A 13,755-nucleotide genomic window follows, 5' to 3' on the forward strand; every position below is an offset into this window, starting at 1 on the left:
AACACGAAGACCTCCGGGTGAAGTGCGAGCTGATCAGGAACGCACACTGACTTCACTCGGAGGTCTTCGCTGTCCCACTCGTATGCTCACCTGTCCGAAACTGGTTGCGTAGCTGGTTGAACAACGCGCAGCACCGCTGTGGTGCCGACGAGTGGGGAGGGCCGACCGAGCCGGTGGCATCCCTGCCGGCGCCCTGACCATGGATGATGTCAGACTGCTACTTGCCGGCCCGGATCGCCTCGAACACGCTGGGGTCGACCAGCGTGGAGGTGTCGCCGAGCTCGCGGCCCTCGGCGACGTCGCGGAGCAGCCGGCGCATGATCTTGCCGCTGCGGGTCTTCGGCAGTTCGGGCACGACGTGGATCTCGCGCGGTTTGGCGATCGGGGAGATCTCGCGGGCCACCTCGGCGCGCAGCTCGTCGATCATGTCCTTCTCGCCGCCGTGGGCGCTGGACTTGAGGATCACGAACGCGCAGATGGCCTGGCCGGTGTGCTCGTCGGTGGCGCCGACCACGGCGGCCTCGGCCACCCCGGAATGGCCGACCAGGGCCGATTCGACCTCGGCGGTGGAGATCCGGTGCCCGGAGATGTTCATGACGTCGTCGATGCGGCCCAGCACCCAGATCTCGCCGTCGCTGCCGTACCGTGCGCCGTCGCCGGCGAAGTACCAGCCCTGCTTGGCGAACCGGGCCCAGTAGGTCTCCGTGAACCGCTCGGGGTCGTTCCAGATGCCGCGCAGCATCGCCGGCCACGGCTGGTCGAGGACCAGGTAGCCGGTGGTGTGCTCCCCGTGATCGGGCGACGGTTCGAGCTCGTTGCCGTCGTCGTCGACGATCTTGGCCGAGATGCCCGGCAGCGCGCGCATCGCCGAACCGGGCTTGCACACGGTGACCCCGGGCAGTGGGGAGATCATGATCGCGCCGGTCTCGGTCTGCCACCAGGTGTCCACGATCGGGATCTTGTCGGCGCCGAACACCTTGCGGTACCAGCGCCACGCCTCGGGGTTGATCGGCTCGCCCACGCTGCCGAGCAGCCGCAGGCTCGACAGGTCGTGCTCGGCGGCGATTTGGCGGCCCCACTTCATGAACGTGCGCACCAGCGTCGGCGCGGTGTAATAGATGGTGACGCCGTACTTTTCGATGGTCTGGTAGTGGCGGTGCTCGTCGGGCGAGGCCGGGGTGCCCTCGTAGACGACCTGGGTGGCGCCGTTGGCCAGCGGCCCGTACACGATGTAGGTGTGGCCGGTCACCCAGCCGATGTCGGCGGTGCACCAGTACACGTCGGTCTCGGGTTTGAGGTCGAAGACGTAGTAGTGGGTGTAGGCGGCCTGGGTCAGGTAGCCGCCCGAGGTGTGCATGATGCCCTTGGGCTTGCCGGTGGTGCCGGAGGTGTAGAGCAGGAACAGCGGATGCTCGGAGTCGAACGCCTCGGGGGTGTGCTCGGTGGAGGCCTGGGGGACGACCTCGTCCCACCACAGGTCGCGCCCCTCGGTCCACGGGGTGTCGATACCGGTGCGGCGCACCACGACCACGTGGTCGACCGGGCTGTCGTCACCCAGACCGTCGATGGCCTCGTCGACCCCGGTTTTGAGCGAGACCGCGGACCCGCGGCGGAACTGCCCGTCGGTGGTGATGACGAGCTTGGCCTGCGCGTCGTCGATGCGCGCCTTGAGCGCACTCGCGGAGAACCCGGCGAACACGACCGAGTGCATGGCGCCCAGCCGGGCACACGCCAGCATCGCCACGATGGCCTCGGGCACCATCGGCATGTAGATGGCCACCCGGTCGCCGGCCTTGAGGCCGAGCTCGGTGAACGCGTTGGCCGCCTGGCTCACCTCGTCCTTGAGCTGGGCGTAGGTGATGTCGCGGGCGTCCCCGACGGGTTCGCCCTCCCAGTGGATGGCCACCCGGTCGCCGTTGCCGGCCTCGACGTGCCGGTCCACGCAGTTGTAGGCCACGTTGAGCCGCCCGCCGACGAACCACTTCGCGAACGGCGCGCCCGACCAGTCCAGCACCTCGTCGAAGGGCGTGTCCCAGGACAGCCGGTTGGCCTGCTCGGCCCAGAAGGCCAGGCGGTCGGCGTCGGCCTCGTCATACAACGCCGCGGTGGCCTTGGCGTTGGCCGCGAAGTCAGCCGGCGGGGGATAGGCGTGCTGAATGCCTGCCGCTGCCACGGGGTTGTCGTTGGGCACCGATCTACCTCGCTCTGGACTGGTCGTGGAATGGGTGGCGTGCGTCACGTGGTGGCCGCCGGTGCGGCACGAGTATGCCGCACCGGGGGCCGGGTCACGCGGGCGGGACCAGGTACTTTACGTACTGTCGACGGCAGAGTTGCGCGTACTTGACACTTCGCATGTGTGCGTGTGAACGAAGATCTAGCACTGTGTGACCACACGGCAGTGTCGCCGCTAGGTCGGGTCGATCGGACACACCGCCCGGCCCCGGGGAGTCTGGCGCCGCCGAGGAATCGAGCTGGATGCGTTCGCCTCGGAGACCGCCCCGATGGGGGCGGAATCAGGGACAAGAGCTGCGTTGCGCCGACACAACAGAGTTTCCAGAGGAAGGTGATCACGGTGATGGATCCGCGGCACGCGATCTTGTTCGAACCCATTAAAATTGGCCCGAAGGTTCTGCCGAACCGCTTCTATCAGGTCCCGCATTGCACGAGTTTTGGCGTCGTCCGGCCGCGTGCGCAGGCCGCCTTCCGCGGAATGAAGGCCGAGGGCGGATGGGGCGCCGTATGCACCGAAGAATGCTCGATCCACCCAGAGGCCGATCAGATGCCGATGGTGCTGGCTCGTCTGTGGGACGACGATGATGCGGCCAACCTGTCGCTCATGAGCGATGCTGTGCGTGAGCAGGGCGCCCTCGCGGGCATCGAACTCTGGTACGGCGGCATCCACGGGCTGAGCATGGAGTCCAGGGCGGTGCAGCGGGCGCCGTCGCAGATCGCCAGCGACCTGGTGCCGATGTCGCCCTGCCGTGAGATGGACCTCGCCGACATCAAGGCGGTACAGGGGTTCTACGTGGACGCGGCGTTGCGCGCCCGCGATGCCGGCTTCGACATCATCTGCATCTACGGCGGCCACGAAGGCCTGCTGGAGCAGTTCCTGTCACCGCACTACAACAAGCGCACCGACGGGTACGGCGGTTCGCTGGCCAATCGCACCCGGATGTGGCGGGAAGTCGTCGAGAAGATCTCGGCCGCTGTGGGATCGGATTGCGCGGTGTCCGTGCGGTTGTCGGCCGATACCATGCGCGGTGAAGAGGGCGTGCTCCTCGAACGCGACGTCCTGCCGTTCGTCGGGATGTGTGACGGCGTGGTCGACCTGTGGGACGTGCACATCGGCGGCAGCGACTGGGGAGACGACGCAACGCCGTCACGATTCTTCAAGAGTGCGCGTGCGATGGACTGGGTGAAATCGGTCAAGCAAGCGACGCGCAAACCGGTTGTCGCCGTTGGTCGTTTCACCGATCCCAACGAGATGGCCCGGGTCATCAACGAAGGCGTGCTCGACATCATCGGGGCCGCCCGGCCGTCGATCGCCGATCCGTTCCTGCCCGCGAAGATCAGGGAAGGCCGGCTCGAAGACATCCGCGAGTGCATCGGCTGCAACATCTGTGTCTCGCGGTTCGAGCACGGTGGCCCGCCGATCGTGTGCACCCAGAACGCGACGTCCGGGGAGGAGTACCGCCGCGGGTGGCATCCGGAGCGATTCTCCAAGGCCGCCAACGCCGACAACGACGTGCTGATCGTCGGGGCCGGCCCCGCGGGCATGGAATGTGCGCGCGTGCTCGGTGAGCGTGGCATGCGCAACGTGCATCTGGTCGAGGCCGATGCCGAACTCGGTGGGTACCTGAAGTGGATGGCCGACCTGCCGGGGCTGCGCGAATGGAGCCGGGTCATCGACTACCGGCTGACCCAGTTCGACAAACTCGACAACGTCACGGTGATCCCGAACACCAGGATGACCGCACAGGATGTCGTCGACTACGGCGCCGGCCTGGTCGTCATCGCCTCCGGGGCCCATTGGTCTGACTGCGGGCTCGGACCCGTTACGCGCAACGGGATCCCGGGCGCGGACGCCGGGCTGCCCTACGTTCTCACCCCCGAACAGATCATGGTGGAGAACAAGCCGGTGCCCGGTGAGCGCGTCGTGATCATCGAAGCCGAGGGCTACCACGTCGGTGCGGCGCTGGCGGACCGGCTCTCGGCCGAGGGTAAGTCGGTGACGGTGCTGACGCACTTCGGGGAGGTCGCGCCCTATACCGACTACACGCTGGAAGCGACCCATTTCCGCAAGAAGCTGCACGCCCAGGGAGTCACCGTGGCGGCGTCCATGATCCCCACCAGGGTCACCCCAGAGGGCGTGTGGGCGCACTACGCCTACGCCGACGCCGACGATGCGAAGCTCATCGAGGCGGACGCGGTCGTCCTGGTGACGCAACGGGTGTCGGACACGACTCTGTATCGCGGTGTCGTCGACGGCTTCGGGTCGGACAAGCTTGCTGCAGAAGGCATCACCGGCGTGTACCGGATCGGGGACTGCGTGGCACCGCGGATCGTCGCGGAGTCGGTCTTCGATGGGCACCGGTTGGCACGCGAAATCGATTCCGCGGACCCGTCGATGCCGCTGCCCTACTTGCGGGAACGTCCCATCGCCAGGGAACTGCCGATCCTGAGCCTGCAGCGAGGTTGACGAAACGCCTCGGTCGACGCCACAAAAGCTGACACGCAGGGGCTGTCCGGATCTGGTTACACGGGGTGAGATTGGTTGCGCAACAAGCACAGCGGAGCCAGCCACGATGCGCCCGCAATCAACATCGAGAGGTAATGCCACATGGATCCGAACGCCTTGGGTGAGCAGCAGTACGACGAGACGCGTGAGGTCGACGCAGTCGTCATCGGCGCAGGCATGGGCGGGCTGTATGCCGTCCGCCGGCTTGCCGCCGACGGGTTGAGTGTTGTCGGTTTCGACAGCGCCACCGACGTCGGGGGCGTTTGGTTGCACAACGGCTATCCGGGGGCACGGGTCGACATCGAGGCGTACTACTACTGCTTCTTCGACCCGGAGATCTACGGGCAGTGGCAGTGGTCGCAGCGGTTCCCGCCGCAGTCGGAGCTGTTGGCTTATCTGCGGCACTATGCAGAGCACTACGGATTGCGGCGGTACTTCCACTTCTCCACCCGGGTCGACGAGCTGCACTGGCAGCCCGAGGTCAAGCGCTGGCGGGTGCGCACAGATACCGGTGCCACCGTGTACGCGCGGCACGTGGTGCTGGCCACGGGTCAGCTGTCGAAGGGGCGTCAGTTGCCCTTCGACGGTGTCGAGGACTTCGCCGGTCAGTGGCTGGAGACGTCGCAGTGGCCCACCGAGCCGGTGGACCTGGCGGGCAAACGGGTCGCCGTGATCGGGACGGGATCTTCGGGTGCGCAGGTGATCTCGACGATCGCCGAACAGGTCGAGACCCTGCACGTGTTCCAGCGCACCCCGAACTATGTGGTGCCGTCCCAGAACGCTCCGATGGATCAGGACCGTTACCGGCAGTACAGCCAGAATCTCGGCGAGCTGTGGGATCAGGTGATGCGAACGGGGGTGGCCTACCTGGCGCCTACGAGCGATGTCCCGGCCTCGTCGATGGATGCCGAACAGCAGCGTCAGCGGCTGGAAGACCAGTGGAAGTTCGGTGGCCTGGCGATGACCTTCACGTTTCCCGACCAGAGGACCGATTGGAAGACCGCAGAGTTGGTGTCCGACTTCGTCCGCGCAAAGATCCGCGACGCCGTCAAGGATCCTGCGTTGGCTGATGTCCTTGAACCGCGCGACTACCCGATCGGCACGCGGCGGCTGGTGGTGTGCAACGGCTATTACGAAGCGTTCAACCGGGACAACGTCAACCTCGTCAACCTGCGGAAAGAGTCGATCACGCGGATCACGCCGCAGGGCATACAGACCGATAATGGGTTCTACGAAGTCGATGTGATCATCTCGGCGCTCGGATTCGATGCCTTCAGCGGTGCGATGGACGCGATCGACATCCGTAATGCCGACGGTCGGGGACCGACCGAGGACTGGGCTCGGGGTCCGCAGGCACACCTCGGTCTGATGGTGCACGGATTCCCGAACATGTACGTGCTCACCGGCCCGGGCTCTCCGTCGGTGTTGGTGAACTTCAACGTGCACAATGTGTTTCACGTCGACTACGTGGCGGATCTGATCTCTTATATGAGCAGCCACGGCTACGATGCGGTGCAACCGACCGCCGAGGCACAGCAACGCTGGCATATCGAGACCCAGCGTGTCGCGGACGGACTGCTGCGCAAAGAGGTGAAGAACTACATGGTTCACGTCAACGACGACGGGTCCCGTGTCTTCATTCCCTATGCGGGCGGGTGGTCGACGTACGTCGATACGGTCACTCGCATCGCCGGCGAGGGCTACCCGGGCTTCGCGTTCTCGGAGCTCGGAACGTCGACGTATCGTGCCGTAGAACATGAGGACACCGTCGTCCCCCTCTGAGCGGCAACTGTCGATCCACAATGCCCGCCGGCGTCCGGACGCCGGCGGGCATTCCGCTGTCCAGGGGGATTGATCAGCCCGTGTCGACGACATGTCGATGTGGACACTGTGTCGACCCCCGAGTCGGCATTGCCGACGTTTCGCCCTTCGACGCCGCGACGCGGGTCGACCAGACTGGGGCTATGAGTTCGCCACTGATAGATGCCACTCTGGCCTCCTCCCGCACCCCGAACGCTGCGGATCTCATGGCCGCGGATTCGCGGCACGTCATCCACGGCTTCAGTCCGTTCGGTGACCGGACGCCCGGCCCCGTTTTCGCGTCCGGACGCGGGATCACGCTGACCGATGTGGACGGTCAGGACTGGATCGACGCCTGCGCCGGCCAGGCCAACGTCAGCCTGGGATACGGCCGCACCGACCTGGCCGACGTGGTCGCCGACGCGCTGCGCGAGTTGACCTTCGGCACGCACTTCTACCAGCGGCGCAGCCATGTCGGCGCCGCTCGGCTGGCCGAACGGCTGGCCGAGGTGACCCCGGCCGGACTCGATCAGTTCGTGTTCATGCTCGGTGGCTCCGACGCGGTGGACACCGCGATCAAGATCGCGCGGTTCGCGAACATCGCCGCGGGCCTGCCCGAGAAGATCCACATCATCGGCCGGTGGAACAGCTACCACGGCGTCACCTATGGCGGGGCCAGCCTCACCGGCGATCCGGCCATGTGGCGCAATATCGGGCCCCGGCTGGAAGGTTTCTCCCACATCGATCAGCCGGAGGCCGACTCCGTGGGCGCCGCGCGCCTGCTGGAGGACGAGATCCTGCGCATCGGTGCGGACAAGGTCGCTGCTTTCATGGCCGAGCCGATCTCGACTCCGAACGGGATCGTCGTGCCGCCGGATGACTACTGGCCTCAGATCCGCGAGATCTGTGATCGCTACGACATTCTGCTGATCAGTGACGAGGTGCTGACCGGATTCGGTCGCACCGGAAGAATGTTCGCGGTGGAGAACTGGGATCTGCGCCCCGACATCCTGACCATGTCCAAGGCGATCACCGCCGGATTCTTCCCGCTGGCGGTCGTGGCGATCAGTGCAGAACTGCGGGACCGCTTGTCGGCCAGCGACGACGCCTTCGTCCACGGCGTGACCGCCGGTGGCCACCCCGCCGCCTGCGCCGCCGCGCTGGCCACCCTGGACATCTACGAACGCGAGAATGTCCTGGCTCACTGCATCACGGCCGGGCAGTACCTCTCGACGCGGCTGCATGCCCTCGCTGATGCTTACCCTGTACTCGACAAGAGCAGCGTCCGGGGTATCGGGATGATGCACGCAGTCGACCTCGACGCCGACACCGTCGATCCGGGCTATGGCGCGGCCCTGCACGCCGAGTTCATCAGGCAGCGGGTCTTCGTGCGGACCTACCGCAACAACCAGACCATCGGGTTGCTGCCGTCGTTGACGCTGAGCACCGAGGATGTCGACGCCATCACCGGGCGCATGGCGGCCGCGCTGGACGTCACCCGACCGTAGACCGGTAGGGCCGACCGACCTCCCCGACTGAGCACGTTTCATACGGCAAACGGAAAGAAAGAACATGACGGAAACCACCAAAAGCTCACTCATCGAACGCGTTCCGAGCCTGGAGCGCCTGACGCGGCCATTCATCGACGGCGACTACGTCGACGCCCGCTCGTCCGGCACGTTCGAGAACATCAGCCCCGTCAACGGCGACCGGCTGCCCGATGTGGCCTCGGGTGATGCCGCTGATATCGATGCTGCGGTGGCTTCGGCCCGCAAGAGCTTCGAACTGGGCGACTGGCGGCGGCGCACGCCGCGCGAGCGCAAGCTCGTGCTGCAACGGTTCGGCCGTATCCTCCGCGACAACACCGAGGAACTCGCCGCGCTGCTGGCTGTCGAGATGGGCAAGCCGATCAAGGACGGCCGGTGGGAGACCGACTTCAGCGCCACCGTCCTGGAGTGGTTCGGTGAGGCTGTCGACCATCTGTACGACGAGGTCGCGCCCATCGGTGAGGTCGGTCACGCCACGATCACCAGGGTCCCCGTGGGTGTCGCCGGCGCCATCATTCCGTGGAACTACCCATTGCTGATGGCTGCGGTGAAGATCGCACCGGCGCTGGCTTCGGGCAACTCCGTGGTCCTCAAGCCCGCCGAGCAGACGCCGGCGATCGCGTTGCGGGTGGCAGAACTGGCGCTGGAGGCGGGCGTGCCCGCGGGTGTGCTCAATGTCGTTCCCGGACTGGGCCACACGGCAGGAAAGGCCCTCGCCGAACATCTGGATGTCGACGCGATCGGCTTCACCGGATCGACCAGCGTGGGCCGCTTGGTCATGAAGGCGGCCGCCGAGTCCAATCTGAAGAAGGTCTCGCTTGAGCTCGGCGGCAAGTCGCCGGCGCTGGTCCTCGCCGACGCCGCCGACATGCTCGACCTGGTTGCCGCGAAAACCGCGGAGTCCATTTTCGGGAACGCCGGGCAGATGTGTGACTCCAGTTCGCGGCTGATCATCCACGAATCTCTCGTCGACGAGGTTGTCGATCGTTTGGGTGCGGTGGCAGCCGACTGGCAGCCCGGCGACCCCTTCGACGATGCCACCACCATGGGTGCCATCATCGAGGCCCGGCAGCTGGAGCGGATCATGGGCTTCATCGCCGGCGCTGAGCCCGGTGGCGCGTCAATCGCCCACGGTGGCAAGCAAGTTCGCCAGGAGACCGGCGGGTTCTATGTGGAGCCGACGGTCATCCGGGGAGTCACCAACGACATGGCGATTGCACGGGACGAGATCTTCGGGCCGGTGCTCTCGGTCATCACCTTCTCCGATGACGAAGAGGGTCTGCGGATCGCCAACGACACTTCTTACGGGCTGGCCGCGAAGATGTGGACCGGCGACTTGAAGAAGGCCCACCGGATCTCCCGGGAGCTGCGCGCGGGCGCGGTGTTGGTCAACGGTGATGAACTCTTCGACGTCACGTTGCCGCACGGGGGCTTCAAGATGTCCGGTATCGGCCGCGACTACTCGCATCACGCCTTCGACAACTGGACCCAGCTGAAGTCGACCTACATCAACCTGTTGTGAGAATCTGAATCGTCTGCCGCCGTGGGTATCTGCCCGCGGCGGCAGACGTCGTTCCGGGGTCCGGTGTCAGATCTGACCGGTGGGGATGTGGCTGAGCACCCGCAGCGCGAGGTGCAATCCCAGTCGGACGTCCGAGTCGTCCAGATCGACGCCGAGCAGCGACTGGATCCGCTCCACGCGGTTGTAGAGCGACTGCCGCTCCAGGTGCAGCGCCCGCGCGGTCTCGGCCTTCTGGCCGTGCTGCTCCAGCAGCACCTGCAGGGTCTTGACCAGTTGAGTGCGTCGCTGCGCGTCGTAGGCGACCAGACGTTCCAGTCGCAGCCGGGCGAAACGTTCCAGGTCGGGGTTGTCGCGCAGACTCCAGATCAGACGATCCAGATCGAGGTCGGTGGCGTCGTGCCACGCGCGCGGCGGGCTGTGCAACGCGCCGTCCAGCGCCTCCACCGCCACGGCCAGCCCCTCGATTGCGGCCTGCCAGGTGTGCACCGCGGGACCGACCGACAGTACCGCCGAATGCGGCTCGCCGAGGTGGCGCTTGGCGGCGTCCTGGATGACCTGGGCGACTCTGTCGGCGATGCGGCCGCGGTTGCCGACATCTTCGACACCGATCATCATCAGCGTCGGGTTGGCCGTGGAGGCTTCATCGATCAGTGCGGGTATGCCGATGCCCTCCAGCTCGGCTTTGACGTCGCGCCAGACCTGGCGCCACTGATGGTCCTCGGACGCGATGGTTGCGGCCCGATGATGGCGCGCGGGCCGGACTGCGAGGGAGATGAGCACCGGGGACGTGAAGCCGAGGGCGACCGCACGCGCCTCGGCGGCCAACGGATCGATCGAGCCGGCAAGAAGCGAGGTCAGGACGCCGCCGTGGCGGCCGTGGTCGGCGAACACGGCGTCTCGTCGGCGGTTGCCGATCACGATCAGACTCACCACCTGCGCGGCGCGTTCCAACGCGACGGTCGCCGCCTCGTCGAACTCGCCGCTGATGCCCAGAGCGACCAGCCGGCCGTCCCTGGCTCCGTCGATGGTCAGATGCCTTTCGATCCACGGCGGCGCGGTATCGACAGCACGTGCCATCAGCTCCCAACTCGCGGTGACATCGCGATCGGTCATCCCGTTGAGCGCTCGATAGACGAATCCACCGTCGGCGCGTTCGTAGACGACGGGGTTCCCGACGGCAGCAGCCACGGCATCAAGGACTTCGGCGATACCGCCACCGCCGAGGACGAGGTCCGTCAGATGTTGCTGAAGTTCTTGCGCCTGATCCAGCAGGGTGATCTTGTGGTTGACGATCTGCGTGTGAATCGCCTCGGTGACGTCGATGAAGGCAACCGGCAAATGCAAGGCAATGAGCGTGAAATCACGCTTGTGGCATTCATCGATGATATGCCGGGGCACGCTACGGAAGTGGGAGCCGAGCTCAAGCACCATCGCGGCGACACCGCGTTCGGACAGCTCCGCGATGAGACGGCGATCGGCGGATTCCGGACCGGCAAACATGCGGCCTTCGGTGAGCACCAGCTCACCGCCACGGAGAACCGACGCGATGTCGCGAACCTCGACGACGTGCACCCAACGGACCGGGCGATCGAGGTCGGCGTGGCCCGCCACCACCTCGGGCGCGCCCCCCCGAAGCGCGGGCAACGCCAGTGCTTCACGAACGGTGAGAGATTCCGACACAGAACCATTGTGTCTGAACCATCCGTTGTGGCCGCAGTCCCAACCTGAGCTTCTGACACTCTGTCGTGCAGCAGTGCGAGATGCATGACAGCGCGGGGGTGCGCCGGGCACGACTTCTGCCGCACCATTACGGGGCTTACGTCTGTCCGAGCGGTACGCCTGTCGTTGCAATGTGTAAGGAGCCTGGTGATGAGCATGCCGATCGTCGGGTATACCGATCGCCTCACAGTTGAACCCGGCCAGACGGTCGACTTCAAGATCAGTTGTGACGCCCCGACTTTCACCGCGTCGCTGGTGCGCCTGATCCACGGCGACGTCAATCCGGCGGGCCCCGGCTTCAAAGCCCAGCCCATCGCATCCAGCATCGACGGCATCCATCCCGGTCAACACCAGTCGCTGTCTGCAGGGTCGTATGTGCGAGTCCCGTATCGAAGCGGGTTGACTCCAGTCGGTAACTTCACCGTCCAGCTCTGGATCTGGCCGACCCTGCCGACAGGCGGTCACCAGACCCTTCTCTCCCAAGGCTGCCTGAGTGACGGCGGCTACGCGTTACGGATCGAGGAGGGGCAGGTCACCTTTCGCGTGGGCAGCCACGTGCTCACCGTGCCGCACGCGCTCGTTGCGCGCAGGTGGTACTCGGTGGCCGCAGTGGTCGACGTCACGGCAGGCGAGGTGCGACTCGATGTGGTGCCGAAGGCGATCAACCACGCAGCCGAGCATCATCGGGTGGTTGGTCCGGTCGGCCTGTCACCGGCCGGGGAGGCCGACGTGGTCATCGGTGCCGAACAAGTCGAGTCTGCGGTGATCGGCAACTACTACAACGGCAAGATCGACGCGCCGCGCATCTATGACTCCGCGTTGAGCGAGTCCGCGCTGGAGGCGATCAGTCGGGACTCCGCACTGGAAGTTCAAGTCTCCCCGTTGGCGGCCTGGGACTTCGCCAGGGACATCAGCAACTGGACAGTGACCGACACCGTCGGCGACTTCCACGGGCATACGGTCAACAAGCCGATGCGGGGCGCCACCGGGCATAACTGGGACGGCACGGAGACGGCATGGCCACACGCGCCGGCGCAATACGGCGCCATCCACTTTCACGACGACGACCTCGCCGACGCGGGTTGGGCGACGACGTTTCAGTGGACGGTTCCCGAGGATCTACCGAGTGCGGTCTATGCGGCACATGTGCAGACCGGCGACGCCGAGGACTACATCCCGGTTTTCGTGCGGCCGCGCCGTGGTGCACCCACAGCAAAGATCGCCTTGCTCATCCCGACATTCAGCTACCTCGCCTACGCCAACGAGCAACTCCTCAACAACCCGCTGCTGACGGACAAGGGCGACTACCCCTCGCAGGTCCAGGATCGCTACATCGTCGAGAACGGGCTGCTCAGTCTCTACGACAAGCACAGCGACGGAACCGGAGTCTGTTACTCGTCGCGCCTGCGACCGGTGGTCAACATGCGCCCCAAGTGCAACATGGCCTGGCTCGACGGTGGGAAGGGGTCGCCGCACCAGTTCAACGCCGACCTGCACATCGTCGACTGGCTGCACGAACACGGCTATGACGTCGACATCTACACCGATGAGGATCTGCACCGGGAAGGCAGTGCGCTGCTCGCGCCGTACAACGTCGTGCTGACAGGCACCCATGCCGAGTACTGGTCAGCCGAGATGCTCGATGCCACGCAAGACTATCTGCGCGAGGGCGGCCGGCTGATGTCGTTGTCCGGCAACGGAATGTACTGGGTGACCCAACTGGACCCGGAGACGGGCACAAGCATCGAGATCCGTCGCCGCGGACCGGCAACCCGCATGTGGGAACCCGAACCCGGTGAGGCGCACCTGAGTAGCACCGGTGAGCTCGGAGGTCTCTGGCGTTTTCGGGGACGCGGACCGCACACGTGGATCGGAGCCGGGCACACCGCTGAAACAGCGGGAACCGGACGGCCCTACCGGCGCACGGAGCAGAGCTATGACCCAGAATTCTCTTTCGTGTTCGACGGCGTCGACGGCGACACAATCGGTGACATTCCCTGTCTGGTCAATTCACACGGCGCGGCCGGTTTCGAGTTCGATCGAGCCGACACGGCCGTCGGGTCCCCGGTGGAGACCGTAATCCTGGCCACCGCCGACGGATTCGACGATGACGCGCAGGGCACCATCGAGGATGTCCTGCTGTCCGATTCGATGCAGGGCGGTACGCAAAGCCCGCTGGTCCGGGCGGACATGACGCTGTTGACGTATCCCGCAGGCGGGGCTGTCTTCGCCGTGAGCTCGATCGCATGGAGCGGGTGTCTCTCCTACAACGGATACGACAACGACGTGTCACGGATCACGCGCAATGTGCTTGAGGCGTACGCCGCCGACAGGGCCTAGATCGAGCGGCGAGTGCCGCGATCGTCCTCCGTTGCATGGCTGCCGCGGCACATTCTCCTGCACCCAACCTGTACGAACTGAGAGGCTCA

The 13,755-nt window shown here is 65.8% G+C and carries 7 protein-coding genes; 5 read left to right on the plus strand and 2 right to left on the minus strand.

Annotation, left to right across the window (positions count from 1 at the left end; genetic code table 11):
* Positions 1-217: 217 nt before the first annotated feature.
* On the minus strand, positions 218-2,191 hold the full coding sequence (gene acs / locus C6A87_RS01810) for an acetate--CoA ligase (protein WP_311115708.1): 1,974 nt from the start codon (positions 2,189-2,191) through the stop codon (positions 218-220).
* Positions 2,192-2,575: 384 nt separating this feature from the next.
* Between acs and C6A87_RS01815 the strand changes: the two genes are divergently transcribed.
* The 4 genes from C6A87_RS01815 (at position 2,576) to C6A87_RS01830 (ending at position 9,607) form a co-directional block, all read left to right on the plus strand.
* A complete protein-coding gene (locus C6A87_RS01815) occupies positions 2,576-4,699 on the plus strand; it encodes an FAD-dependent oxidoreductase (RefSeq protein ID WP_311118151.1) in 2,124 nt (707 codons plus the stop codon).
* A 141-nt stretch (positions 4,700-4,840) separates the two neighbouring features.
* Entirely contained in the window at positions 4,841-6,520 is a 1,680-nt protein-coding gene (locus C6A87_RS01820; RefSeq protein WP_311115709.1) for an NAD(P)/FAD-dependent oxidoreductase, read from the plus strand.
* A gap of 182 nt (positions 6,521-6,702) precedes the next feature.
* Positions 6,703-8,046: an aminotransferase class III-fold pyridoxal phosphate-dependent enzyme gene (locus C6A87_RS01825; protein ID WP_311115710.1), complete on the plus strand. Its 1,344-nt coding sequence runs from the start codon at positions 6,703-6,705 to the stop codon at positions 8,044-8,046.
* Between the two features lie 64 nt (positions 8,047-8,110).
* Complete coding sequence (locus C6A87_RS01830; protein WP_311115711.1) at positions 8,111-9,607, plus strand: aldehyde dehydrogenase family protein; 1,497 nt, start codon at positions 8,111-8,113, stop codon at positions 9,605-9,607.
* A gap of 66 nt (positions 9,608-9,673) precedes the next feature.
* Here the strand turns inward: C6A87_RS01830 and C6A87_RS01835 are convergent, their stop codons facing one another.
* A complete protein-coding gene (locus C6A87_RS01835) occupies positions 9,674-11,596 on the minus strand; it encodes a PucR family transcriptional regulator (RefSeq protein WP_311115712.1) in 1,923 nt (640 codons plus the stop codon).
* Between C6A87_RS01835 and C6A87_RS01840 the strand changes: the two genes are divergently transcribed.
* Positions 11,483-13,666, plus strand: a complete 2,184-nt coding sequence (locus C6A87_RS01840) for a N,N-dimethylformamidase beta subunit family domain-containing protein (protein WP_311115713.1) — start codon at positions 11,483-11,485, stop codon at positions 13,664-13,666. The two genes, C6A87_RS01835 and C6A87_RS01840, sit on opposite strands and share 114 nt — an antisense overlap.
* The last annotated feature ends 89 nt before the right edge of the window (positions 13,667-13,755 follow it).

The sequence above is a fragment of the Mycobacterium sp. ITM-2016-00317 genome, assembly GCF_002968295.1.
Lineage (GTDB): Bacteria > Actinomycetota > Actinomycetes > Mycobacteriales > Mycobacteriaceae > Mycobacterium.

Bases quoted from the DNA above. Each gene is read 5' to 3' on its own strand.
- C6A87_RS01815 (WP_311118151.1), top strand. From the start codon at position 2,576: ATGGATCCGCGGCACGCGATCTTGTTCGAACCCATTAAAATTGGCCCG.
- C6A87_RS01820 (WP_311115709.1), top strand. From the start codon at position 4,841: ATGGATCCGAACGCCTTGGGTGAGCAGCAGTACGACGAGACGCGTGAG.
- C6A87_RS01825 (WP_311115710.1), top strand. From the start codon at position 6,703: ATGAGTTCGCCACTGATAGATGCCACTCTGGCCTCCTCCCGCACCCCG.
- C6A87_RS01830 (WP_311115711.1), top strand. From the start codon at position 8,111: ATGACGGAAACCACCAAAAGCTCACTCATCGAACGCGTTCCGAGCCTG.
- C6A87_RS01840 (WP_311115713.1), top strand. From the start codon at position 11,483: ATGCCGATCGTCGGGTATACCGATCGCCTCACAGTTGAACCCGGCCAG.